We start from the raw sequence: 23,746 nt of genomic DNA, 5'->3' as shown, positions 1-23,746 counted from the left end.
GGGGGGACGCCGCGACGCCCGCACCGGCACGGGTCGGCCGGAACGTACCAATCTACGCCTGATGCACCGCCGTCGCGTGCGGCCGCGTGCTCAGTCGCCGATGCGGGGGCGCGGCAGCAGCACGCCGGTCAGCCCCTCGAAGTGCCCGACGCCGCGGTGCAGATGGCGCCGGGCGTCCGGCCAGCGGCGCCGCGCCGCGTACCCGACGGCGGCGCCGAGCGGCACGACGATGGCGCGGAACCCGTCGAAGCCGCGATAGTGCCGCTGGTAGACGCGTCCGGCGCCGCGCGCGAGATGCCGCTCGCGGGCCGGATCGGCCTTGTCGGCCGGCTCGCGCACGTCGATGCCCGCCTCGTGCCGGACGACGCGGCGTCCGCGCAGCGCGCGGAGCAGCAGGTCGGCCTCGGCGCCGGACTGCCAGGGGGTGCTGCCGCCCCCGCCGAGCCGCTCGTCGAATCCGTCGGCGTCGCGCAGGAACCCCGTGCCGTAGAAGCACGCCGCCCCGGCCCGCGCCCAGACGGTCCGCTGCGTCACGGGCCCGTCGCCGCCGCAGACGACGTCGGCGTCGCCCGCGAACGCGGCGGCGGCGCGTTCCAGCGTGTCGTCCCCGTAGACGGCCCGTTCCCCGCAGAACACGACGACGTCGGCGCTCGCGTCGGTGCCCGGGGGACTGGGCCGCGTCAGCACACCGCCGTGGGCACCCTCGGCCTGAGCCCGCCCGTCCGTCCCGGACAGCAACGTCTCCAGCAGGCCGAGCCCGGACGTCCGCTGACCTCCGCGCAGCACCCCGAGCGCCCGCAGGGCGGCGTTCCGCGCGACGGAGACCCCGCCCGTCACCTCGACGACCCGCACCGGCAGCCGCTCCGCGTACTCCTCGATGACGTCCCGCGCCTCGCGCGACATCCCCTGATCAGCGACGACGACCGCCGAGGGCGCCCGCGTCTGCGCGGCCAGCGACGCCAGCAGCCGCTCCACCGGCCGCGCCCGCCCAGCGGTGGTGACGACGACGGCGATCCGTGGAGACGACGCGGCAGACGGCATGCTGATCATTCTCCGCGCCGCCCCCGCACCCACTCACGACCAGCGATATGTGCGTGTCGCCCGATCTCTCCCGCTGATCACGCAACCCGGCAATCCGGACGGTCTCGAACGGTCTCCCGGTACTCGCCCGAGGCCGCCGACGGCGAGACCGCCTTGCCTGCGGCCTCTTCCGGCCCGCGCCCCGCCCATCCGGGTTATCCACAGCCGGAAAAAGCTTCCCGTCCGCGGAGCGAACGAGAGCACGATCGAGAGGCCGTCCCAGCCGAGGGCGGTCCACGAAGGGAACCCGTCATGCGCAGCCCGTTCCGCTCTCTCCTGCACCGCCTGGCCCTCCGACGAACTGCCCTCCCGCGCCCCACCCGGGCCGCGTCGCGACCGTCGCCGCCCGACCCCGGTTCGCGAGGCGATCTCCCCTGCGAAGCGGCGTCCTCCCGGCGTGCGGCGCGACCACGCTCCGACCGGGCGCCGACAGCCATCGGCTCGGTGGCACGTCCGTCACCGCCGCTCCACCCGTCTCGCCCTGCTCCGGCACGGCCGTCTGCTGCGGCGGTGTGCGGTCGTCCACGCGCGGGAGGCACCACGACGCCCGAACGGCGCCCGGAGACGCGCAGCGACCCTCCCCGGCCCCTCGGCGGCCCCATCGCCTCACGTGCGCCGAGCGCACGCCCACGTCGGCCGACCGAGCCCGGACGGCCGGACGCGAACGCCGCACGTCCGCGTCTCGCCGCCGGGCACCGCGCGCGGCCGCCGCGCGTCGAGGCGCCTGCGTCAGGCGTTCAGAGCCGCCGTGAACTGGTCGATGCCCCAGTCGAGGTCGTCGCGGGTGATGGTCAGGGGAGGGGCGATGCGGATCGTGTAGTCGTGCGTCTCCTTGGCGAGGACGCCCAGCTCCATCAGCCGCTCGCTCACCGGACGCGCCGGGGCCGTCAGCTCGACGCCCGCCCACAGGCCACGGCCGCGAACCTCCCGGACACGGTCGCCACCGAGGTCCTTCAAGCGCTCCATCAGATGGGCTCCCAGCTCGCGGGAACGCTCCTGGTACTCCCCGGTCTTCAGGATCGCGATGACCTCGCGGGCAATGGCGCAGGCGAGCGGGTTGCCGCCGAACGTGGAACCGTGCTGCCCGGGCTTGAAGACCCCGAGGACGTCACGGTCGGCCACGACGGCCGACACCGGCATGATGCCGCCGCCCAGCGCCTTGCCGAGCAGGTACACGTCCGGGACGACGTGCTCGTGCTCCAGCGCGAACGTCGCGCCGGTGCGGCCGAGCCCCGACTGGATCTCGTCGGCGATCATCAGGCTGCCGTTGGCGGAGCACAGGTCGCGGACGGCGCGCAGGTACCCCTCCGGCGGCACGATGACGCCCGCCTCACCCTGGATCGGCTCGATCAGCACGGCGACGGTGTCGTCGTCCATCGCGCCGCGCAGCGCCTCGGCGTCGCCGTAGGGGACGGTGCGGAACCCGGGGGTGTACGGCCCGTACGAGTCGTGCGCGACGGGGTCGTTGGAGAAGCTGATGATCGTCGTGGTGCGTCCGTGGAAGTTGCCGTCGAACACGACGATGTTGGCCTGGTCCTCCGGGACGCCCTTGACCTCGTAGCCCCACTTGCGCGCCGTCTTCAGCGCCGTCTCCACCGCCTCGGCGCCGCTGTTCATCGGCAGCACCATGTCCTTGCCGCACATCTCGGCCAGCTCCGTCACGAACGGGCCGAACTGGTCGTGGTCGAACGCGCGGCTGACGAGAGTGACCCGGTCGAGCTGCCGCCGCGCCGCCGCCGTCAACTGCGGGTTGCGATGCCCGAAGTTGACGGCCGAGTAGGCGCTGAGGAAGTCCAGGTACCGGCGTCCGTCGACGTCGGTCACGAACGCGCCGTCCGCCTCCGCCACCACGATCGGCAGCGGGTGGTAGTTGTGCGCGCTGTGCGCCTCGGACAGTTCCCGCAGCCGCTCGGTTCGGGTGTGTTCGCTCACGGCACTCCTTCGGACGGTCGGCCCGGCGCCGTCGCCGGGATCGCGTGGCACACCGGGGATCACCGGTGCGAAGGGGGGCGGATGCCCGCGCCGAAGGGTGGGCACAGCACCCATAGATCAGCGTACGGGCGCGTCAACCGGCGGTGCGCGCAGATCATGGACTCGGTGCCGGACTTTGGTCACCTCTTGACGGCCGGGCAGCGATCCAGCGGGCGGTTCCGTGCGTCTCATCCCTGGAGGCCCCCGCGCCCGCCGTCCCGCGCGCGCCTTCGGCGGGCCACGCGTGGCGAGATTCCCGCACTCTCGGGTACAACAGGGCGGCGACCCCCTTGGAGGCCCCCATGCCAGCGCCGGTCCCGGTGTTCGAGCCCCTCGTTCCGGGCGATCCCCCGGCGCTCGGCGCGCACCGCGTCCTCGCCCGGCTCGGCGTGGGCGAGATGGGCCGTGTCTACCTCGCCGTCGCGCCGGACGGCGGCAAGCTCGCCGTCAAGGTCATACGGCCCGAGTTCGCCGCCGACGCCGACTTTGTCCGGCTGCTCGGCGCGGCGGTCGCCGACGCCCGCCGCGTCCGGGGACGGTTCGTCGCGCCCGTCCTGGACGCCGACACCGTCACCGCACCGCCGTGGGTCGCGTCCGCGCACGTCGCCGGGCCGTCCCTCGCGGAGATGGTCGTGTCGCTGGGGCCGCTGCCCGAGCCGACGGTCCGGGTGCTGTTCGCCGCCGCAGCCGAGGCCCTCACCGCCGTGCACGCCGCCGGTGTCGTGCACCGCGACCTCAAACCGTCGAACGTCCTGCTCGCCCCCGACGGCCCCCGCGTGCTCGACTTCGGCTTCGCCGGCGCCGCCGACGCGCTCCCGCTGGCCGGGTCCGGCATCCGCGCGGGCGCTCCGCAGTTCATGGCGCCCGAACAGGCCCGGGGCGAGGACGCCACCCCGGCCGTGGACGTGTTCGCGCTCGCGTCCGTCGTCGCGTTCGCCGCCACCGGCCGCACCCCCTTCGGCGACGGTGCCGCCAGCGCCGTCCTCTACCGCGTCGTGCACGAGGAACCCGACCTGTCCGGCTGCCCGGACGCGCTCCTGCCGCTGCTCGAACGCTGCCTGAGCAAGGAGCCGTCCCAGCGCCCCGACCCCGCCGACATCCGCACCGAACTCGGCCTGCCCGACGACCTCACCGGCTGGCTCCCCGAGGACGTCACCCGTCGGCTCGGCGCCTACTCGGCCGACCCGCCTCGCCCGATGGGTCCGCCCACCAGCGGACCCGGCTTCGACGGACCGCCCGTCCCGCCGCCCCTCCCGCCGCCCCCGGCCCAGCCGAAGGCGTCACCGGCGCGGATCATCGCGGCGATCTGCGCGGTGGCGGTCGGGCTGCTGCTCGTCGCGGCCGTCCTGGTGGTCGTGATGCTGTCGCGCGGCGGCGGCGACGACCAGCTCCCGTCCGACGCCGCGACGTCCGCCCCCAGCACGGAACCGCCGTCCAGCAGCACCCCCGCCGAGGCGCCCGGAGGGAGCGGCAACGAGGTCGGCCGCTACCAGGACATCAACCTGCCCGACGGCTACGGGCTGGCGTTCGGCGGCGACCCGGCCCGTCCCGCGCCGTCCCACGGCGACCCGCCCGACCTGCGCTACATCGGCCGCGTCCTGTACGCGAACCGCGTGACGCTGCTGCCGCCCACCGCACCGGGCTCGTTCGCGGTCTGCACGAGCCGCCTCCCGTACCAGCGGCACCTGGAGGTGGACCGGCTGGCGCCGGGATCACGGTTCTGCGTCACGTCCGTCACCGGCCTGGTCGCCCTGGTCAACGTCCAAGGCGTAGGGCCGATGCCGGGATCACCCCTGACCCTGGACGTGACCGTCTGGGAGGGCTCCCCGCCGACCCCGGGCAACTGACAGCCTCGGTTACCCCTCGGTACGCTTGCCCCATGGACTTCGCGACCGCCGACCTCATCGACGACTTCGACGCCGAACTGCGCAGTTGCGAAACGCAGTTCACCCAGTACGGCGCCCGCACCACCTTCGCCGGCCAGGTCGTGACGATCCGCTGCCACCGCGACAACGGCCTCGTGAAGAAGACCCTGAACTCCCCGGGCGACGGCCAAGTCCTCGTAGTCGACGGCGGCGCCTCCCTGGCCTCGGCCCTCATGGGCGACATGATCGCCGCCGCCGCCGTCTCCAACGGCTGGACAGGCGTCGTCATCAACGGCGCCGTCCGCGACGTGGCAACCCTCCGCACCCTGAACCTAGGCATCAAGGCCCTAGGCTCCAACCCCCGCAAAAGCGCAAAAGAAGGCACCGGCGAAAAAAACCCCCAACTAACCCTCGGCACCACAACCATAACCCCCGGCGACTGGCTCTACAGCGACGAAGACGGCCTACTCCTAGCCACCCGCCCCCTCATCTAATCCGGATAGCCTCCGATCAGAGGACGGCATCCGGCCAGTCGCCGCTTCAATGAACTCAAGCTCACATCAATACTCGCTTGCGTGCTGACGTGCCGATATCTCCGATATGGGCACCAGTTCGACTTCGCGGTGATTGACGGCGCATGTCTAGGGCCAGCGGGCGCCGGTGCTACAGCGGCTGGCGATTATGGCCTACGGTTGCAAGCCACCTGCTGGTATGTCCGCATGTGAAACTTGATCCTCGCGCCGTAAGAGTTGACGAGGCATGCTCTCGCGTGGGTGGTTCTAATTCGTTGTAGTCGCCTCGGCTGGCGAAACTGAGCGCAGCTTCTACTTGGTCACTGGAACTGCTTCAGCTGAAGTTCTACTGCGGATCGGGCTTGGTCGATGATTTTCTGTGGAGATTTCTTGGGTTCGGTTCGTCCCCAGTACAGCATCGCCAAGAACGTATTTCCACGTACTGCGAAATCGTAAATCAAGTGTAGCCAATTATACTGACTTGCTGAGGCCGCGTACTTCTGTACCTCCTGCCCCTGGAGCCGCGTCCAGCGCTGGTCGGTCGGCTCGCTGACCTTCCACGTATCGTCATGGGCGTACCTGGTGAAATTCTCTCGTACTTTCTTGGCCGGTACGTGTCGGCGTGGAGGGCACGAGTGGGCACTCTTCTTTAGTGCGTCGAACGCGGCCATGGCGGCCGCCGAATCTGGGTAGACGGCCACCACCTGGACGTACTTGACTTCTTTTGCGCCCTTGTGCGGGTTGGTGAACTGTCGCGTAACGAAGCGTGGGTTGCCCTCGAGCTTCTGGCTCTTCAAGGAACAGAGGGGGACGCCGTTGTTCTCCGCTGCGCTCGCGACGGTCGGAGTGAGTTTCAAGTCGCTACCAAGCGCGCGCGCATCGAGAAGCCGGCTCTCGGCCTGCTTGAGATCGAACTGGGGGGGCGGTGCCGACGGGGACGCTGAAGAAGGCGCTGCCCGAGTGGGCCGCGGCGCCTGCCCGTCGTCGGATGAACAGCCCGCCCCCGTCGAGGAAACTACGACTGCCATGACTACCGAGAAACTCAAGGTTCTTGTGTGCATGATCGCTTAATCTCGTGCGTTCGTCTGAATCTCGCCGACCAGAAGCGGGGTGGGAGCGGAGTCTCGCGTCATCGACGGAAGCGTGTCGCCCGAGGACTGGCAGTCGAGTCCTTGACATTCCCACCGGAAGGTCCAGGTTATCGTTGCGACGATGTAATATTTCCCGCCGCGTTGATTTGCTGAAGACCGCTGGTACGTGTAACTGCACTCGGCGCTGTTGCGAGATCCCGGTCCGGCGCAATCGAACTGCTTCTCGACCATTTTCCACGTGACGGTTGTAGCTGTCGCCCAAGCCCTGATTGTTTGACGGCCGACGGTGATCGGCTCGGTTCCGACATCGACGTAGTTGTCAACCCAGAGGTTGGTGCGTACGCCGACGTAGGTCTTCCCCGCGGGCGCCGTGTGGACGATCGGGGTCGGGAGTTGAGCGTTGGCCCTTGCCATCTGCGCGAGAGTGAGCGTAGGGATAGGGGCTGGGCCACCACCTCCGTCACCGCCGCCCCCAGGATCGCCGCCGAGACCGAGCTCCTCCTCGTCTCCCGGAAGCAGGGGCGGAATGTTGAAGCCGCCGTCGCCGTTACCGCCTCCTCCGCCGCCACCACCGCCGCCGTTGCCGCCTCCGCCGCCCCCCACGTTCCCACCGGCGCAATGGAACTTTCCATCTGGGCCCAGAACGCACGGGTCGGCGAAGGCGGGCAACGTCGCAGCCGTCAGGGTTCCCGCGACCGTCGCAGCGGCAACGATCCCGCGTGTGACCCTGGCGGCCGTCGGCGGAAGATTGAAGGGGGTCATCCTGTGCCTCTGTCTCGAGATCACTTGCCATTCAACGGTGTAACGAATGCGGTCAGCATTCTCGATCTCGAACCGCGTCGGCGACCAGCCATCTGCCGGATTCTAGATGAACCGCAGTCCGATAAACGTACGCTTTACCCGGTGCGCTGGCCGTCCGCTTGCCTGTGGCCAGGGAGAAGCGATAGCCCGCAAGTGTGCGTAGGCAATCCGCGATGAATATTGTGGTTCTGTCCGGTGATTGGGCGTAGATGCGAGGTGATAAGACGTTCACGAAACGCCATACAACGCCCTTGGCGGTTGTTTCGTTGACGTCGCGCGTCACCCGGCGGAGGATTGGATCGATGGCCACATTCGGAAGTCCACTCGCATCATTGCGTTCGTAGGCCGTTTGCACGGCCGCATGGTAGGCGCGATAGCTCGTGAGAGCGCTCTTCTCGATCTCCGCCTTGGAGGAGGCGGTGGGCTGCCCTGCTTGGTCGGAGTCGAGGGGAGTGGTGTCGGTGCGCGTGGTGCCCGAAGGACTGAAACTGCCTGTCGCGGGTGCGGAAGCGCACGCGCTCAGAGCGAGCGTGACGAGAGAGGTGCACAGGACAGTGCGCAAGGGGTGGTAGGGGCGGGGGTGTGGCGCCATCTTCGACTCGCTCAGTCGACAACGGGGTGTCAGTACGCGCGAAAGCTTACAGATGCGGGTGCTGGGGGAAAAGTGGTTCGTTGCCGAAAGGTTTGTGCGGGATCGGGGGGTGGAGGGGTGGTCATTTCTGGGTGGATGGATGTGCAGGTCAGGGCGTGGGGGTGGGGTCGGTGATCATCTGTGTCGGTGGGGAGGGGTGTGGGGGTCTGGCTGGAGAGTCAGGTGTCTTCCTGGTGGGGAGTCCTTGTTTGCGGCGCCGGTGAGGTTGGGGCGGTGGTGGCTTGCTGTTGGGCGGAGGGGTTTGCTGCGCGGTCGGTTGAGGGTTCCTGTGCGAGCCGTGGCGTCGGCTTGGTGGTCGAGTGCGAGGTTGTTCGGGGTGGGTGGTCGGGCTTGGGCTTGGTGGTGGGTGGGGAACGGGGCGGTGGTGGTGGGGCGTTGATCGGGCTGTGTCGGTGCGGGGCGTGAGGGCGGGGGTTTTGGGTGGATAGCCTGCCTCGTTGGAGCTATGGAGGAGGCGGCGGTGGGCGGGCGCGCGGATGAGATCGCGGGGTTGGAGGGGCGTGTCGTCGCGGTCGTGCGGGGGGTGGGGGCGGTCGGGTGGCGGCGGATTGATGTGCGGTGCCGGGCTTTGGTGGCGACCAGCGACGTTGTGGTGACCTGTCTGGGGGGTGACGGTGAGCGGTGGGTGGTGCCGGAGGTGCCCGGGGAGTTGAGCGAGGCGTTGCTTCGGTTGCGGCGGGCGCAGTATCTGTCGGAGCAGGGCACGTGGTTCTCGTTGGTGTTCTTCGTCGAGCCCGACCGGTTCGGGGTCGTCTACAACTATGACGACGATCCGGGGTGGGAGCCGCCGTTGCCGGTGGAGCACTGGCGGCGGGATCAGGTGGTGCTGCCCCGGGACGGGGCGAAGATGCCGAGGTGGCTGCGGGAGCGGTTGGACGGGCGGGAGCCGGAGTACGCGGCGGACGACGTGCCCGTTCCACTCGATCCAGCCGAGCAGATGGCCCTGCTGTCGAACCGGTTCACGACGCTGGTGGCCGATCAGGCGCCGCCGCTGTGGCAGAAGGTGTTCGGCTACTACCAGGCGGCCGGCGGGCACGTGGAGTTCCCGCCGCTGATGGTCACGCGCGCCGACCGCACCCGCTGCGACTGGACGCCGCCGCCCGCCGCCGCCGCGTTGCTGGACCGGCTGCGGGCGGGGACGCACGCGTTCCAGGGGTCGACGTGGTCGCGGATCGACTTCGAGGTGCTGTACGACGAGACAAGCGTGCGGTGCCGCGCTTCCTACACCTACGACCGTGAACCGGCGTGGAACACGCTGCCGTCCGCGCATGAGGTGCAGCGCGAGCTGGAGCGGTTCCCCACCGCGCAGATCCCGGAGTGGATGACGCAGCTCGCGGGCGAGGCGTCCCGGCGCGCGGCCGAGGTGCCGCCGCCGCGGCCCGCGCTGCGCCGGGCCCGCGTGTTCGACGGCATCGGCCCCGACGGGGAGAACCCGTCGGTGACGCGTCCGCCGGTCCCGCCGGACGAGACAGGGGTCCTCGCGGAGTATCTGCGGCGCTGCCCGGTGGTGCTGGCGGCGCGGTCGTCCGCGCCCGACCTGCTGGACGCCGCGCGCCCCGACCGCGTCCCGCTGACCTTCCACACCGACGGCGTGTGGGTGTGGTCCGGCGCCGTCGCCTACTACCTGGCCGAGCACGGCGTGCCGCCGGAGCCGGAGCTGGTCGCGCACGTGCGCGGCCGGGGCTTCCGCGTGCCCGCGCTGAGCGACGACGAGATCGAGGCCGCGACGGCCGCCGTCACCGGTGAGAAGGCGCCCGACCGCTTGGCGCCGGGGTCCGCCGATCCCGCGCCCGGTCCGTCGGACACCGGCACAGCGGCGGAGGACGCCGGGCGGGCGGGGCGCTGGCTGGAGCGGGTGCGGCAGCGTCTTGAGGACTTCGGCGTCGACCCGGGCGCCTACCGGATCGGGGAGTCCGCCGACGGGGCGTGGTGCCTGGTCGGGGAGGACGGCGGGTGGGCGGTGTTCAAGGATGTCGGCGGCGAGCGGCTGAAGCCCGTGCGGTTCGAGGCCCCCGACGACGCGGCGGCGCACCTGCTGGGGCGCGTGCTGCTGATTCCGGCGCGTCGGCCGTCCGAGCCGAGCCCGCCGGTGATCGAGCCGTTGCCGGGGGAGCCTCCGCTGACGTTGTTCCGTGATCCGGCGCCGGTGCGGGTGCCGGTGGGCACGGTCGTGGACCGGTACGGCGACCCGTCGGGCAATGTCGTCTACGCGAAGGGGACACCGTTCCCGCAGCGGTCGTTGCCGCCCGACTGGGAGAACCGCCCCTATCAGGCGTATCGGGTGGCGCGACCGGCGTGGGCGTTGCGGGGGACGGCCGTGCCGTGGTTCGAGCAGCCGGGCGGCGGGACGGCGTACGTGCTCGCCGCGTCGGTGGAGGCCCTGGTGGCCGAGGGCGTGCTGGAGCCGGACGGCTGATCCGCCGCCGGGCCGGTCAGGTGCCGATGGCGGCGACGAGGTCGAGGCCGAAGAGCAGGTCGAGGTGGACGCAGGTCTCCAGCCGGGCGCCGGGCGGCAGGTCCGACGCGGCGACGGTGTCCAGGACGCGCAGGGCCGAGGGCACGTCCAGGTCGGCGGCGAGCGCGCGTTCGGCGGTGGCGACGCTCGCGCGGTCGAGCGGACGGCCGGGCGCGGTGGCCCAGTCGGCGACGAGCGCGCGCCAGCGGGCGAGACGGTCGGCGGAGGCGGCGAGAACGGCGTCGTCCAGGTCGAGCGGCGCCGCGTAGTGCGTCTCCAGCAGCGCGAGACGCAGCCCCGGCGACGGTGGGAACACTCCGGACGGCTCGGTGACGCGCAGGTCGCCGGTGGGGCCCACGGTCACGTCCGCGACGGCGTCGAGCCGCGAGAACGGGGCGACGCCGTAGTCGTCCCACCGGCCCGGAGGCGCCGGGACGTCGCCCGTCGCGAACAGCGTCGCGCGCCGCCCGGACCGCCCGGCGACCCGCCGCAGCACGTCCGCGACCACCACGGCGCGCGGCCCCGCCCCGGCCCCGACGCCGATCCGCAGCGTCCGCGCGGGCAGTTCCGAGACTCCGTGCAGCCGCAACATGCCCCAACCCTAAGCGGCCGGGGATGGGTTCAGAGGTTCGGGCCCTCGGGCATGGGCGTGGACCCGTCGGGCTTGCGCACGGCCGCGAACCGGAGCCGGACGTAGTCGGCGACCCAGCCCGATTCCCGGCGCAGGGCGGGAGCGGCGAGGTCGTTGATCCGTGACAGCAGCGGTTCGACGAGTTCGGGCGGCACGTCGGCCAGGGCGCGGGGCGCGTACACGCGCACCCAGTCGGCCGCGCCGTCCGGCCCCTCGACCATGCGCGACGGACGGTCCGCGTGCTCCAGCAGCCGGACGGTGAACCCGGCCGCCTCCAGCCGGGACGCGTACTCGGCGGGGCTCGGGAAGTACCACGGCAGCTCGGGTTCGCCGAGCCCGAAGACGCGCCACGCCGTCTGCATCGCGACGATCAGCTCGGCGCAGTTGCCCGCGCCGCCGAGTTCGCCGACGAACCGGCCGCCGGGGCGCAGGGTCTCGTGGACGCGGGCGATGACGGCGTCGGGGTCGCGGGTCATCCAGTGCAGGGCGGCGTTGGACGCGACGGCGTCGAACGACTCGCTGGTGGTGAAGTCGTGGGCGTCGCCGACGGTGAAGGACAGCCCGGGGTGCAGCGCGGTCGCCTGCGCGATCATCTCGGGGGAGCCGTCGATGCCCAGCACCTCGGCGCCCCGCTCGGCGATCTCGGCGCTGAACGCGCCGGTCCCGCAGCCGAGGTCGATGATCTTCTCGCCCGGCTGGGGATCGAGGAGATCGACCAGTGGCGCGCCGTGCGCGGAGACATACCCGAAGGCTGAGTCATACGTCGTCACGGCCCAATGCACTGTCGTAATTTACCGGCACTACCGGAATGATGCGGGAAGACACCGATCCCGGGTGACGCGAGTCACGGAACGTTCCGGGAGCCGACATCGAGGGAGTGCGACGTGCGAGGCGAGGTCCGGATCGTGGGGGCGGAACGGCCGGGGGGCCTGGAGTTGCGCACGCGGGGGCTGGCGGAACGGGGGTTGCCGGAGGTCCGGACGACGGGCCTGCCGCCGTATCTGGGGCAGGGCTGGGCGCGGGTGCTGGGCGCGGTCGCGCAGCGGCTGGCGGCGCAGGGCCCGGTGCTGCCGGTGGCGCTCGACCTGGGCGAGGGCGTGACGGTCCGGCTCGTGCCGGAGAAGGAGGGGACGCTGGCCGTGGTGCCGCCGGAGCCGGTCCCGGCGGACGCGTGGCGCCGCGACGTCCTCGCGCGGCTGTTCCCGGACGCGGCGACCTAGAATCAGGTTCTAAATCCGCCGGAAGGGGCCGCATGCCGTACACCCAGATCGCCTACGACGTCCAGGACGGGATCGCCACCCTCACCCTGAACCGTCCCGACCGCATGAACGCCTACACCGAGACGATGCGCGCCGAGACGCTCGACGCCTTCGACCGGATCGACGCGGACGACGCCGTCCGCGTCGTCGTGGTGACGGGCGCCGGGCGGGCGTTCTGCGCGGGCGCGGACCTCCAGGCGGGCGGCGACACGTTCAACCAGGACAAGACCCGCGACATGTTCGCCGGTGACGACGTCCTGGAGGACGGCACCCCGCGCGACGGCGGCGGCACGGTCGCGCTGCGCATCGCGCGCTGCCTCAAGCCGGTGATCGGGGCGTTCAACGGCGCGGCGGTGGGCGTCGGCGTGACGATGACGCTGCCGATGGACGTGCGGCTGGCGAGCGAGAAGGCCAAGTTCGGCTTCGTGTTCGCGCGGCGCGGCATCGTGACCGAGGCGGCGTCGTCGTGGTTCCTGCCGCGCCTGGTGGGGATCGCGCAGGCGATGGAGTGGGCGGCGACGGGCCGCGTGTTCGACGCGCAGGAGGCGCTGCGGGGCGGTCTGGTGTCGCGCGTGTACGCGCCGGACGAGCTGCTGCCCGCCGCTTACGCGCTGGCGCGTGAGATCGCCGACAACACCTCGGCGGTGTCGGTCGCGGCGATCCGCCGGCTGATGTGGTCGGGGCTGTCGGCGTCGTCGCCGTGGGACGCGCACGCCGCCGACTCCCGGCTGATGGCGGCGCTCGGCGCCGCGCCGGACGCGGCGGAGGGCGTCACGTCGTTCCTGGAGAAGCGCCCGGCGGAGTTCCCGATGAGCGTCTCGAAGGACCTGCCGCCGCAGGTCCCGGACTGGCCCCTGCGCTGACCCTCGGCACGCGCGCCTTCCCGCACCCGGACTCCGGGCGCGGGGAGGCGCGCGTTCGGTTTCCGGGAGTTTTGCCCTCTGTGGGCTGCCGTTTGGGGCGCACGTCCGGAATACCGGGAAGTGATCTTGTAGGGGGTACGGCCGGACTTGTGCCAGGACGGGGGTCGTGCGCCGAACGCGAGATCGGGGAGGCGCGATGCGAGGCACCACGGGAACGGCGTGGATCGGTGCGGCCGTGCTGGCGGGCACGCTGACGGCGACGTCATGCGGCGCCGAACGGACGGCCGAGACACGCGCCGTCCAGGGCCAGGCCCCGGCGGCCCCCACGCCGACGCCGAGCCCGACGCCGCCTCCGCCGCGCCGGATCGACTGCGCGAAGGAGAAGTGCGTCGCGCTCACCTTCGACGACGGCCCCGGCCCCTACACCGAGGGCCTCCTGGACGACCTGCGCCGCGCGGGCGCCCGCGCGACGTTCTTCATGCTCGGCCAGAACGTCGGGGAGTTCCCGCAGACGGTCCGCCGGATGGCGCTGGAGGGGCACGAGCTGGCCAACCACTCGTGGTCGCACCCGATGCTGACGAACCTGTCCACGTCGGCGGTGAAGAGCCAGGTCCAGCGGACGCAGGACGCGATCAGGCGCGCGTCGGGCGTGACGCCGACGCTGTTCCGCCCGCCGTACGGGGCGACGGACAAGCGCGTCGCCAAGGCCGTCGCGCTGCCGGAGATCCTGTGGAGCGTCGACACGCTCGACTGGCGGCACCGCAACGTCTCGCGGGTGCGCAAGTCGGGCGTGGGGGAGCCGCGCAAGGGCGGCATCGTGCTGTTCCACGACATCCACGAGTCGACGGTGAAGGCGGTGCCGGAGGTCGTGGCGGGCCTCAAGCGCAAGGGGTTCACGCCGGTGACGGTGTCGGAGCTGTACGGCGACACGCCGCCCGAGGCGGGCCGCTCCTACCTGGAGCGGGTCGAGCCGCAGCAGACGCCGCCGCCCGTCGAGTACGACCGGGAGACCAGCACCGCGCAGGGCTGAGCGGTCACAGTTCCAGTTCCGGTTTCAGCCGGGCGAGGGTCCACTGCCGTTGCCGGTGGACGGTGAACACGACCAGGCAGAGCGCGGCGGTGAGGAACCCGGCGAGGACGCCGACGTCGCGCAGCACGCGCGGGATCTGCCCGCCGGAGATCATCGCGCGCATCGCCTCGACGAAGTACGTCATGGGCACGACGTCGTGGACGAACCGGAACGGCTGCGGCAGCGTCTCCACCGGATACAGGCCGCCGCACGACACGAGCTGCACCATGAGCAGCACGAGCGCGACGGCGTCGCCGGCGGCGCCGAACGCGAGCCGCAGCAGGTGGACGAGGGAGCTGAACGTCAGCACGCCGAGCGTCATGACGCCGATCGTCCCGAGGGTGTGGACGGCGTCGAGCCCGAGCCCGGCGGTCAGCACGGTGAACAGCAGCAGCGCGGCGCAGACGCCGAGGAACGCGACCGGCAGCCACGCCGCGAACGCCACCGTGACCGAGGGGGCGCGGCTCGCCAGCAACCGCCCCGAGACGGGACGCAGCATCAGGAAGGCGACGATCCCGAACACCCAGAGCGCGATCGCGATGAAGAACGGGGCGAGGCCGCGTCCGTAGGGACCGGCAGGGTGCGCGTTGGACGTGGCGACGTGCACGGGGTTGGCGAGCCGTTCGGCGGTCGCGGCCTGGTCGTCGGTGGCCAGGGACGGGATCTGGCCGACGGCCGAGTCCAGCCCGGACGCGAGTTCGGCGGCGCCGTCGCGGAGCTTGGCGTTGCCCGAGTCGAGCGTCCGGGCGCCGTCGAGGAGCCGCGTGTTGCCCGCGTCGAGTTGCCGGGCGCCGTCCAGGAGCCGCGCGTTGCCGGAGTCGAGTGCGCGGGCGCCGTCTAGCAGGCGGGCCGAGCCCGCGCCGAGGTCGGCGGCGCCGTCGGCGAGCCGCGTGTTGCCCGCGTCGAGTTTCCGCGCGCCGTCCAGCAGCCGCGCGTTCCCGGCGTCGAGTTGCCGGGCGCCGTCGAGGAGCCGGGTGCCGCCGCTCCGGAGCGCGGTCGCGCCGGTGAGCGCGGCGGCGGCGCCGTCGTCCACTCGGCGGGCGCCGGTGGCGAGCCGCGCGGCACCCGCGTCCAGGGCGCGCAGGCCGGTGACGGCGTCACCGAGACGGGCCTGGAGCGCCGGGACCTGGGCGCGGAACGCGGTGACGTCGGCCGCGACGCGGCGGGTGCGGCCGTCGATTCCGGCGGCGAGGTCCGCGATGCGGCGGGTGTCGGCGGCCGCGCCGTCGGCCAGGTCGAGGACGCCCGCGAAGACGGGGTCGGTGTTCAGCGCGGGGTGCCGTGCGGCGAGCAGCCGCAACCGGCTGAGCAGGGCGGCGTCGGCGGCCTGCGCGGCGTCGAGCGCGGCGGCGCGGCCGGGGTCGCGTTCGGCGGCGGGGTGGGCGGCGGCCAGTTCGCGGACGCGCTGCGCGACCGTGCCGTCGAGGCGGGCGAGGGCGGCGCGGAGGCGGGCATAGGGGGCGCCGCGGGCGAGGTCGGGGTGCCGTGCGGCGAGGTCGCGCAGCCAGGCGTCGACGTCGGCCGCCGCCGTGGCGACGCGGGCGGAGACGGACGCGGCGAGGCCGGTCAGCTCGGTGGCGTCGTTCGCCGCCGCGGCGGCCGTGCCCGCGAGGCCGGGCAGCGCCGCCGAGGCGCGCTCGGCCAGCGGGACGGCCTCGGCCGACAGCCGGTTCAGCCCGCGCGACAGCTCGGCCGCACCAGGCGCGAGCGCGCCGGTGCCCGCTTTGAGCCGATCCAGGCCGGTGACGAGCGCGGCGGTGCCGGTGTCGGCGGCGGTGAGGCCCGCGACCAGCGCGGACGACCCCTGCCCGGCCCGCCCCAGTCCCGCGACTAGCTCGCCGGACCCGCGCCGCGCCGCGCCGAGCCCGTCCGCCAGCGCGCCGACGCCCGTCTGCGCCTGCTCGGCGCCGGTGACGAGCGCGCCCGTGCCCCGCTTGGCCTGGTCGAGGCCGGTGACGAGCCGCCCCGACCCGTCCTCGGCCGCGCCGAGCCCTTCGACGAGGCTCGCGGAACCCCGCTTGGCCGCGCCGAGGCCGTCGCGCAGCTCGCCCGCGCCGGACGCGGCGTCCCCGAGCCCGCCGCGCAGCTCGGCCAGCTCACCGAAGGCCGTCTCGAAGTACGCGGCGACGGCGGCGGCGGCGATCTGCCGCTCCAGCTCCGCCTGGACGGTCCGCGCCATCACCCCGACCAGGTAGTTGTTCGCGTCGTCCAGCCGGATGCTCATCGCGGCCTGCTCGGGCGTCCCGTTCGCGCCGCTGGTGAGCTTCGCGCTGAAGTCGGACGGAATCGTGATGACGGCGTAGTAGCGCCCGTCGCGGAGCCCGTCCCGCGCGTCCCCGGCTCCGGTGAACCGCCAGCCGAGCAGCGGGTTCGCCCGGAACTGCGCCACGACGTCCGCCCCGGCGTCCACCGTCCGCCCCTCGACGTTCACGGCCCGGTCCTCGTTCACCACCGCGACCGGAACCTGGTCGAGCCGGGCGTAGGGGTCCCAGTTGGACCAGAGGTAGATCGCGCCGTACATCAACGGCACCACGAGCAGGAACGCGAGCCCGGCCCGCTGCAAGGGCGTCCGGAACCGCAGAAGCTCGTACACGCCCAGCCGCAGCGCCCTCACGCCGGGTCTCCGAGCGTGACCAGGACGTCGCCGGGGCCCGGATCGGCGGCGGCGGCGACGATGACCGGGCCGTGGGCGGCGGCGTGGCGGGCGGCGTCCCAGAGGGACTGGCGGGCGGCGTGGCCGGCGCCGGAGTCCAGGTCGTCGAGGACGATGACGGCGGGGGACTCCAGCAGGGCCAGGGCGAGGGCGAGGCGGGTGGTGTCGGCGGCGGGGAGCGACTCCACGACCGTCGCCGGGCCGGCGGACAGGCCGACGATCTCGCAGGCGTCCTCGAACGTCTCGCGGGACGCGTCCGGCGCCGTCCGCAGCCGTTCGGCGACGAGCTGCCGGACGCGCAGCCACGGTTCGGGCGCGGCGGCGCCGCCCGCGCGGGCGACGGCGACGCGGCGGCGCACGGCGGCCGGGTCGTCGTCGCCGTCGACGGCGAGCGCGCCCGCGCTCGGGCGCATCCGTCCGGCGAGCGTCAGCAGCAGCGAGGTGCGGCCGCTGCCGCCCGGCCCCGCGACCGCGACGAGCTGCCCGCGGTGCGCCCGCAGCGACACCTCGGAGAACACCCAGCCCCGGCGGGTGCGGACCCCGAGCAGGTCCGCCTCCAGCACCGGCGCGTCGGCACGTGCGTCGTCCATCTCGACCCCCCAGGACAGAGTGGGGAGGATCGGACGTGCGCGGGGACGCGCGGCACCGTGCCCGGGCCGCTCATCGTCAAGGTTTTGCCGGAGGTTGTCCGCGCAGCTCAGCCGGGCGGTTCGGGCCGCGCGCGGCGGCGCGGCGGGGCGGCCGGGACGACCTTCCCGGCGGCCAGCGCGGCCTCGGCGACCTGCGCGACGGCGCCGTCCCGGCGGCGAACGCGCAGCGTACCGGCGGACCAGGATTCGAGGACGCCCACCACGTCACTGTACTCTCCCGTTGGCAGGCGGCGGCGTAGCGAGACCCGTTGACCCACGTCGGCCGGACTGATCGACACCACCAGCCGTGCCGCGAGATATCCGGACATGCTCTGAGCGACCCCCATGTCGAATCGACCGCACGGTGACGGCAATACTATTCACAGCGAGCTTGCGGTGAACCGGGAGAGGAGTCACTGAGGTGACCTACGTCATTGCGCAGCCCTGCGTTGACCTGCTCGACAAGGCATGTATCGAGGAGTGCCCGGTCGACTGCATCTATGAGGGCAAGCGCCAGCTTTACATCCACCCTGACGAGTGTGTCGACTGTGGTGCGTGTGAGCCGGTCTGCCCCGTGGAGGCCATCTACTACGAGGACGACGTCCCCGAGCAGTGGAAGGACTTCTACAAGGTCAACGTGGAGTTCTTCGACGACCTCGGGTCGCCCGGTGGCGCGTCCAAGGTCGGCAAGATCGACAAGGACCACCCGATCGTGGCCGCACTGCCCCCGCAGACGCAGGACTGACCGCCGACGCTCGCGGGCCGCGGCCTCCCTCGCGGAGGTCGCGGCCCGCGCTGCTTCACCGAGCTGGAGGAACCGGGCGTGTTCACGCTGCCGGATTTCCCGTGGGACCGCCTCGTGCCCTACCGGGAGCGCGCCGCCGCGCACCCGGGCGGCACCGTCGACCTGTCGGTCGGCACCCCGGTCGACCCGACGCCGCCCGCCGTCCGGGAGGCGCTGGCGGCGGCGGCCGACGCGCCCGGCTACCCGCAGACGTACGGCACGCCTCGGCTGCGTGAGACGGTCGCGGCCTGGCTGCGCGACGTCCACGGCGTGAGCGGCGCCGACCCCGACGCCGTGCTGCCGGTCATCGGCACCAAGGAGCTGGTGGCGTGGCTGCCGTCGCTCCTGGGCCTCGGCGCGGGCGACACCGTCGTGTTCCCCGAGCTGGCCTACCCGACCTACGACGTCGGCGCGCGCCTGGCGGGGGCGCGGCCCGTCGCGACCGACGGCCTGCTGACGCTCGGCCCGGCGACGCCGAAGCTCGTCTGGGTGAACTCGCCGTCCAACCCGACCGGACGCGTGCTGCCGCCCGAGCACCTGCGCAAGGTCGTGGCGTGGGCGCGCGAGCGCGGCGCGATCGTCGCGAGCGACGAGTGCTACCTCGACTTCGGCTGGGACCAGCGCAACGCCCCGGTGTCGATCCTGCACCCGGACGTGTCCGGCGGGTCGCACGAGGGCCTGCTCGTGCTGAACTCGCTGTCCAAGCGCTCCAACCTCGCCGGGTACCGCGCGGGGTTCGTCTCCGGCGACCTCGCGCTCGTGCGGCGGCTGCTGGAGGTGCGCAAGCACGCCGGGATGATCGTCCCGGCGCCGGTGCAGGCCGCGATGATCGCCGCCTACTCCGACGAGCGGCACGTCACCGAGCAGCGCGCCCGCTACGCGCACCGGCGGCAGGCGCTGCGGCGGGCGTTCGAGCGGCACGGCTTCCGCGTCGACCACTCCGAGGCGTCGCTGTACCTGTGGGCGACGCGGGACGAGCCCTGCTGGGACACCGTCGGGCATCTCGCCGATCTCGGCATCGTCGTCGGGCCGGGCGAGTTCTACGGCCCGGCGGGGGCGCGGCACGTCCGCATCGCGTTCACGGCGACGGACGAGCGCGTCGAAGCGGGCGTCGCCCGCCTCTGACCGTTCCGTCCTCTTTTCAGGGGAACCGCAGTGGCGAGCGGCACGTCTCACGGCATGTCGGACCCGGGGTTGCTTCGGTAACATGCCCGGATTCTCGTTCGTTGAGGCGTTCCCCCTGGAGGTTCCGGATGACCGGAGTCGTCATCGGCGTGCTGCTCGTGCTGATCCTGGCGGCGCTCGTCGTGGTCATCCTGCTGTTGCAGCGCCGCCGCGAGGTCCCGGCCGCGTCCGCCGCGCCGCGCGACCCGTTCGCCGCGTCCGAGCACACCGCGGGCGACCCGCGCGCGCTCAAGGCCGGCGACATGGTCGAGTACCTCGGCACCCGCTACTTCGTCCGCGGCTCGCTGCGCATCCGCGAGGGCGGTTTCACCTGGTCCGAGCACCTGCTCGACGCCGACACCCGCGACGGCGGCAAGGTCTGGATCTCCGTCGAGGAGGACCCCGACCTCGAAGTCGTCTGGTGGACCGAGATCGACATCGGTGACCTGCGCCCCGACGCCCGCCACCTCACCGTGGACGGCGTCGAGTACCGCCGCGACGAGCACGGCACCGCCGACTACACCAGCGAGGGCACCACCGGCCTCGGCGTCACCGGACGCGTCGAGTACGTCGACTTCGAGGGCCCGCGCGGACGCTACCTGGCGTTCGAGCAGTTCGGCGGCGGCACCTGGGAGGCGGGCGTCGGCGAACGCGTCCCCGACGGCTCGCTGACGATCTACCCGGGCTCCTGACGCCGTGCTCGCCGCGCTCGACACCCCCTACGCCGACACCCGCGCCGACGCCCTCCGCTTCGCCCTCGGCCTCCCGCCCCTGCCCGCCCTGGCGACACTGACCGTGGAACGCGCCGGACACGCCGTCGAACTGCGCCTGCTCGGCGCCTCACACCAGATCATCACGGCCGACCTCAGCGAAACCGTCGCCTGCCTACCCGACGCGGGCATCCCCCTCCCGTCCCGGCACGACGGCACCGGCTACGCCTTCGCGTCCCGCACCGACACCCACGGCGACGACGCCGCGTTCGCCGCCGCCGTCACCGCCCTCCGGCACGACCTCGACGGCCGCGCCGACGTCCTCACCGGAACGTTCCCCGGCTCCCCGCACGCCGTCACCGCCCTCGCCGTCGACGCCGCCGGGCTCGGCTGGCGCACCTGGCACACCTACCCCCAGACCCGGGAGATCGTCATGACATGGAGCCGGACGGAGGTGCGCCCGTGCGCCGCGCCCTGATCGGTGGCGGGCTGCTCGCCGGGCTCGGCGGGCTGGTGCTCGCCGGGGCGTTGTTCGCGGGTGGTGGTTCGCCGCGCGGCTGGATCGACGGCCGCTACCAGCAGCTCGGCGCGGGGAGCTACCGCGCGGGTCAGCCGCCCGCGCGCGTCGCGAGCGACCTCGTGCGGCGGCACCGCCCGTCCGACCGCGTCTACGACCCGGCCGGGATCTTCCTGCGGTACCGGGACGACGTGGTCGTCATCGCCCCGGACGGGCGCGGCAGCCGCGTCACCGTGCTCGACCCGGACCGGGCGTACCGGACGTACCACGGCTACGTCGGCGGACGCTGGGGCGGGTTCAACGGCCGCGCGTCCACGTTCCGCGGCGGCGGCCCGGGGACGGGCAAGTGAGCGCGTCGTCGTCCGCGAAGCGGACCTGGATCTGGATCATCGCCGTCGCCGTCATCGTGATCTTCGTCTGGGTCACGCTCGCCGACATGAACGACGACGACGGCGGCAGCGGCGGCGCCGTCTTCGGCGCGGCCGACTCGGCGCGGCTGTCCGACCGGCTCGCCGCCGCGCAGCGCGCGCAGGGCGTCTGCTACGGCTGGCGCGTCGACCCCGGCACGCCCGGCCGGTCGTTCACCGCCGCGCCGGACGGCACCGAGACCGGCTCCAGCCTCGGCCCCCGCACCGACCCGGCCCAGGACAAGGTCCGCTGCGCCCGCTACGCCGTCGTGGACGCCCGCTACTCCTACTCCTCGATCGACGAGGAGTGGACGTCGGTCTCACTGCACGTCGACAACAACCTCGGCCTGAACCCGACCAGCACGACGCTGCTGTCCCGCGTCGGCCTCACCGAGCGGGACCTGCTGGACGACGAGGCCGCCGGCCGCCTCGCCGACGTCGTCGGCGCGCTGCCGCTGCTCGCCGCCGAGGAGGGCAAGGCCCCGCCGGTGCCGCTGGACGCGGCGTCCACGCCGCGCGCCGGCGACCGGATCTCCGGCTCCGGCCACGGCCGCACCGTCTTCATCGGCCTCGGCGCCGCCCTGATCCTGGGCGGCGTCATCTGGATCATCGTCGCCGCCGCGCGGAGGAACTCCACATGACCCACGACATCCTCACCGAGAGCGGTGCCGCGCTCGCCTACGGCGTGGTCGCGATCGCGCTGATGGCGATCGGCTACCTCGTCGTGGAGATCACGACGCCCGGGAGGCTCGGCGACCAGATCTGGGTCGAGCGGAACCGCGGCCTGGCGCTGATCCTGGCGGCCAAGCTGCTCGGCGTCGGCGCGATCGTCGCGACCGCCATCGTCACCAGCGAGGACGACCTCGCGGAAGGGCTGCTGAGCACCGCCGTCTACGGGCTGATCGGCATCGCGCTGACCGTCGCCGCGTTCTACCTGCTCGACCTGCTGACCCCCGGCAAGCTCGGCGCGACCGTGGCCGAGCCGAGCGTCCTGCACCCGGCGTGCTGGGTCGTGGGCGCCGCCGACCTCGCGACCGCCGTCACCGTGGCGGCGGCGATCTCCTAGATGGAGCAGGCTCCGCCCGGCCCCGCGTGGCGGTTCGCGCGGTCGCTCGTCCTGGCGGCCGTGTTCGTGTGCGCGGCGTGCGGGCTGGTGTACGAGCTGGCGCTGGTGGCGCTCGGCAGCTACCTGGTCGGCAACTCGGTGACGCAGGCGTCGGTCGTGCTGTCGGTGATGGTGTTCGCGATGGGCGTCGGGTCGCTGGCGGCCAAGCCGCTGCAAACGCGGCCGGTCGTCGCGTTCGCCGTGGTCGAGGGGTTGCTGGCGCTCGCGGGCGGTCTGTCGGTGCTCGTGCTGTACGCGGCGTTCTCCTGGCTCGACCTGTACCAGCCGGTGCTGGTCGTGGTGGCGTTCGTCGTCGGCGCGCTCATCGGCGCGGAGATCCCGCTGCTGATGACGCTGCTCCAGCGCATCCGGCGGCAGGACGCCGGGTCGGCCGTCGCGGACCTGTTCGCCGCCGACTACGTGGGCGCGCTCATCGGCGGGCTCGCGTTCCCGTTCCTGCTGCTGCCGCAGTTCGGGCACATCAAAGGCGCGCTGGTCGTCGGCGGCGTCAACGCGGTCGCGGGCGTCGCGGTCGTCCTGTGGCTGTTCCGGCGGCAGGTGCGGCGCGGGGCGCGGACGGCGCTGTGGGCCGGGATGGGCGGCGTCCTCGCCGTTCTGGCCGGGACGTACGCGCTGGCCGACGGGTTCGAGGTGTCGGCCCGGCAGGCGCTGTACCGCGACCCGATCGCGTACGCGGTCCGCACGCCGTACCAGGAGATCGTCCTCACCCGGCAGGTCGCGCTGACGGGCCGCGCCGACCTGCGGCTGTTCCTCAACGGCGACCTCCAGTTCTCCTCGGTGGACGAGTACCGCTACCACGAGTCGCTGGCGCACCCGGCGCTGGCGGGCGGGCCGCGCGGGAACGTGCTGATCCTCGGCGGCGGCGACGGGCTCGCGCTGCGCGAGGTGCTGCGGTACCGCGACGTCGCGACGGCGACGCTCGTGGAACTCGACCCGGAGATGATCCGGCTCGCCCGCACCCATCCGGAGATCTCCGCGCTCAACGGGCGCGCGTTCGACGACCCGCGTGTCCGCACCGTCGCCGCCGACGCGTTCGGCTGGCTGCGCGGGCTGGACCGCACCTACGACACCGTCATCGTGGACATGCCCGACCCCGACGACGTCGCCACCGCCAAGCTGTACTCGGTCGAGTTCTACGGCCTGGTCAAGCGCGCCCTGGCGCCGGGCGGCCGGATGGTCGTCCAGGCGGGCAGCCCGTACTTCGCCCCCAAGTCGTACTGGAGCATCGCCAAGACGATCGGCGCGGCGGGCTTCGCCACCACCCCGTACCACGTGGACGTCCCCAGCTTCGGAGACTGGGGCTACGTCCTGGCCGCGCCCGGCGACCGCCCGCCGCCGCTGGCCCTCGACCCGTCGATCCCCGCCCTGCGCTACCTGGACGCCGACGTCCTGCGCGCCGCCGCCGTCTTCGGCCGCGACCTCCGCCACCGCGACGTCGCCGTCAACACCCTCGCCCACCCCCGCCTCGTCGAGTACGAGAACGAGGAGTGGCGCGACGCCTGACGCG

22 protein-coding genes are annotated in these 23,746 nt (G+C 72.9%); 14 read left to right on the top strand and 8 right to left on the bottom strand.

The genetic code is table 11. From position 1 onward, the window contains the following. Window positions 1-90: 90 nt before the first annotated feature. Together C229_RS0114165 and rocD are read right to left on the bottom strand one after the other, a co-directional pair. On the bottom strand, window positions 91-1,041 hold the full coding sequence (locus C229_RS0114165) for a glycosyltransferase family 2 protein (protein WP_033424352.1): 951 nt from the start codon (window positions 1,039-1,041) through the stop codon (window positions 91-93). Window positions 1,042-1,809: 768 nt separating this feature from the next. Continuing rightward, window positions 1,810-3,012, bottom strand: a complete 1,203-nt coding sequence (gene rocD / locus C229_RS0114160) for an ornithine--oxo-acid transaminase (RefSeq protein ID WP_018655732.1) — start codon at window positions 3,010-3,012, stop codon at window positions 1,810-1,812. A gap of 341 nt (window positions 3,013-3,353) precedes the next feature. Between rocD and C229_RS0114155 the strand changes: the two genes are divergently transcribed. Together C229_RS0114155 and rraA are read left to right on the top strand one after the other, a co-directional pair. Further along, window positions 3,354-4,898, top strand: a complete 1,545-nt coding sequence (locus C229_RS0114155; RefSeq protein WP_240487259.1) for a serine/threonine-protein kinase — start codon at window positions 3,354-3,356, stop codon at window positions 4,896-4,898. Window positions 4,899-4,930: 32 nt separating this feature from the next. Then, window positions 4,931-5,410 carry a ribonuclease E activity regulator RraA gene (gene rraA / locus C229_RS0114150; RefSeq protein ID WP_018655730.1) on the top strand — a complete coding sequence of 160 codons (480 nt, stop codon included), beginning with the start codon at window positions 4,931-4,933 and terminating at the stop codon, window positions 5,408-5,410. Between the two features lie 338 nt (window positions 5,411-5,748). Here the strand turns inward: rraA and C229_RS34255 are convergent, their stop codons facing one another. Further along, window positions 5,749-6,225 carry a hypothetical protein gene (locus tag C229_RS34255; protein ID WP_155884832.1) on the bottom strand — a complete coding sequence of 159 codons (477 nt, stop codon included), beginning with the start codon at window positions 6,223-6,225 and terminating at the stop codon, window positions 5,749-5,751. A 2,339-nt stretch (window positions 6,226-8,564) separates the two neighbouring features. Between C229_RS34255 and C229_RS0114145 the strand changes: the two genes are divergently transcribed. Further along, window positions 8,565-10,388 carry a TNT domain-containing protein gene (locus C229_RS0114145; RefSeq protein ID WP_240487257.1) on the top strand — a complete coding sequence of 608 codons (1,824 nt, stop codon included), beginning with the start codon at window positions 8,565-8,567 and terminating at the stop codon, window positions 10,386-10,388. A 16-nt stretch (window positions 10,389-10,404) separates the two neighbouring features. On the opposite strand, the gene C229_RS32880 is transcribed toward C229_RS0114145, so the two are convergent. Together C229_RS32880 and C229_RS0114135 are read right to left on the bottom strand one after the other, a co-directional pair. Beyond that, the gene (locus tag C229_RS32880) at window positions 10,405-11,019 is read right to left on the bottom strand and encodes a hypothetical protein (protein ID WP_018655728.1); all 615 of its coding nucleotides are present in this window, start codon (window positions 11,017-11,019) and stop codon (window positions 10,405-10,407) included. 29 nt (window positions 11,020-11,048) lie between these two features. Then, window positions 11,049-11,828 (bottom strand): class I SAM-dependent methyltransferase, encoded by a 780-nt coding sequence (locus C229_RS0114135; RefSeq protein WP_018655727.1) that lies wholly within the window; start codon window positions 11,826-11,828, stop codon window positions 11,049-11,051. A 114-nt stretch (window positions 11,829-11,942) separates the two neighbouring features. Here C229_RS0114135 and C229_RS0114130 point away from each other — a divergent pair, with 114 nt between their 5' ends. The 3 genes from C229_RS0114130 (at window position 11,943) to C229_RS0114120 (ending at window position 14,210) form a co-directional block, all read left to right on the top strand. Next, window positions 11,943-12,278 (top strand): hypothetical protein, encoded by a 336-nt coding sequence (locus C229_RS0114130; RefSeq protein ID WP_018655726.1) that lies wholly within the window; start codon window positions 11,943-11,945, stop codon window positions 12,276-12,278. Window positions 12,279-12,310: 32 nt separating this feature from the next. After that, window positions 12,311-13,180, top strand: coding sequence for an enoyl-CoA hydratase-related protein (locus C229_RS0114125; RefSeq protein WP_018655725.1), 870 nt, complete (start codon window positions 12,311-12,313; stop codon window positions 13,178-13,180). Window positions 13,181-13,376: 196 nt separating this feature from the next. Continuing rightward, entirely contained in the window at window positions 13,377-14,210 is an 834-nt protein-coding gene (locus tag C229_RS0114120; RefSeq protein WP_018655724.1) for a polysaccharide deacetylase family protein, read from the top strand. Between the two features lie 4 nt (window positions 14,211-14,214). Here the strand turns inward: C229_RS0114120 and C229_RS0114115 are convergent, their stop codons facing one another. The 3 genes from C229_RS0114115 to C229_RS36075 form a co-directional block, all read right to left on the bottom strand. Next, window positions 14,215-16,863 carry a YhgE/Pip domain-containing protein gene (locus C229_RS0114115; protein WP_018655723.1) on the bottom strand — a complete coding sequence of 883 codons (2,649 nt, stop codon included), beginning with the start codon at window positions 16,861-16,863 and terminating at the stop codon, window positions 14,215-14,217. Next, window positions 16,860-17,492, bottom strand: coding sequence for an ATP-binding cassette domain-containing protein (locus tag C229_RS30535; RefSeq protein WP_018655722.1), 633 nt, complete (start codon window positions 17,490-17,492; stop codon window positions 16,860-16,862). Before C229_RS30535 ends, C229_RS0114115 begins: the two co-directional genes overlap by 4 nt. Before the next feature lie 107 nt (window positions 17,493-17,599). Beyond that, window positions 17,600-17,860: a putative acetyltransferase gene (locus C229_RS36075; RefSeq protein WP_033424395.1), complete on the bottom strand. Its 261-nt coding sequence runs from the start codon at window positions 17,858-17,860 to the stop codon at window positions 17,600-17,602. Between the two features lie 92 nt (window positions 17,861-17,952). On the opposite strand from C229_RS36075, the gene fdxA reads away from it, so the two are divergent. The 8 genes from fdxA to C229_RS0114065 all read left to right on the top strand — a co-directional run bounded on the left by fdxA (window position 17,953) and on the right by C229_RS0114065 (window position 23,742). Further along, window positions 17,953-18,276 (top strand): ferredoxin, encoded by a 324-nt coding sequence (gene fdxA / locus C229_RS0114100; protein ID WP_018655720.1) that lies wholly within the window; start codon window positions 17,953-17,955, stop codon window positions 18,274-18,276. Between the two features lie 78 nt (window positions 18,277-18,354). Then, window positions 18,355-19,440 (top strand): succinyldiaminopimelate transaminase, encoded by a 1,086-nt coding sequence (gene dapC, locus C229_RS0114095; protein ID WP_018655719.1) that lies wholly within the window; start codon window positions 18,355-18,357, stop codon window positions 19,438-19,440. A gap of 128 nt (window positions 19,441-19,568) precedes the next feature. Then, window positions 19,569-20,171, top strand: coding sequence for a DUF4178 domain-containing protein (locus C229_RS0114090; protein ID WP_018655718.1), 603 nt, complete (start codon window positions 19,569-19,571; stop codon window positions 20,169-20,171). Window positions 20,172-20,175: 4 nt separating this feature from the next. After that, entirely contained in the window at window positions 20,176-20,667 is a 492-nt protein-coding gene (locus C229_RS0114085) for a DUF2617 family protein (protein ID WP_018655717.1), read from the top strand. Then, window positions 20,652-21,056, top strand: coding sequence for a DUF4247 domain-containing protein (locus C229_RS0114080; protein WP_018655716.1), 405 nt, complete (start codon window positions 20,652-20,654; stop codon window positions 21,054-21,056). The genes C229_RS0114085 and C229_RS0114080 overlap by 16 nt, the downstream gene beginning before the upstream one ends. Beyond that, a complete protein-coding gene (locus C229_RS0114075; RefSeq protein ID WP_018655715.1) occupies window positions 21,053-21,754 on the top strand; it encodes a hypothetical protein in 702 nt (233 codons plus the stop codon). Before C229_RS0114080 ends, C229_RS0114075 begins: the two co-directional genes overlap by 4 nt. After that, the gene (locus tag C229_RS0114070; protein ID WP_018655714.1) at window positions 21,751-22,179 is read left to right on the top strand and encodes a DUF350 domain-containing protein; all 429 of its coding nucleotides are present in this window, start codon (window positions 21,751-21,753) and stop codon (window positions 22,177-22,179) included. The genes C229_RS0114075 and C229_RS0114070 overlap by 4 nt, the downstream gene beginning before the upstream one ends. Beyond that, complete coding sequence (locus C229_RS0114065; protein WP_018655713.1) at window positions 22,180-23,742, top strand: polyamine aminopropyltransferase; 1,563 nt, start codon at window positions 22,180-22,182, stop codon at window positions 23,740-23,742. The last annotated feature ends 4 nt before the right edge of the window (window positions 23,743-23,746 follow it).

The sequence above is a fragment of the Actinomadura flavalba DSM 45200 genome (assembly GCF_000374305.1).
Lineage (GTDB): Bacteria > Actinomycetota > Actinomycetes > Streptosporangiales > Streptosporangiaceae > Spirillospora > Spirillospora flavalba.
The sequence above is the reverse complement of the archived record's forward strand: the minus strand, read 5'-3'. Positions and strand labels throughout refer to the sequence as shown.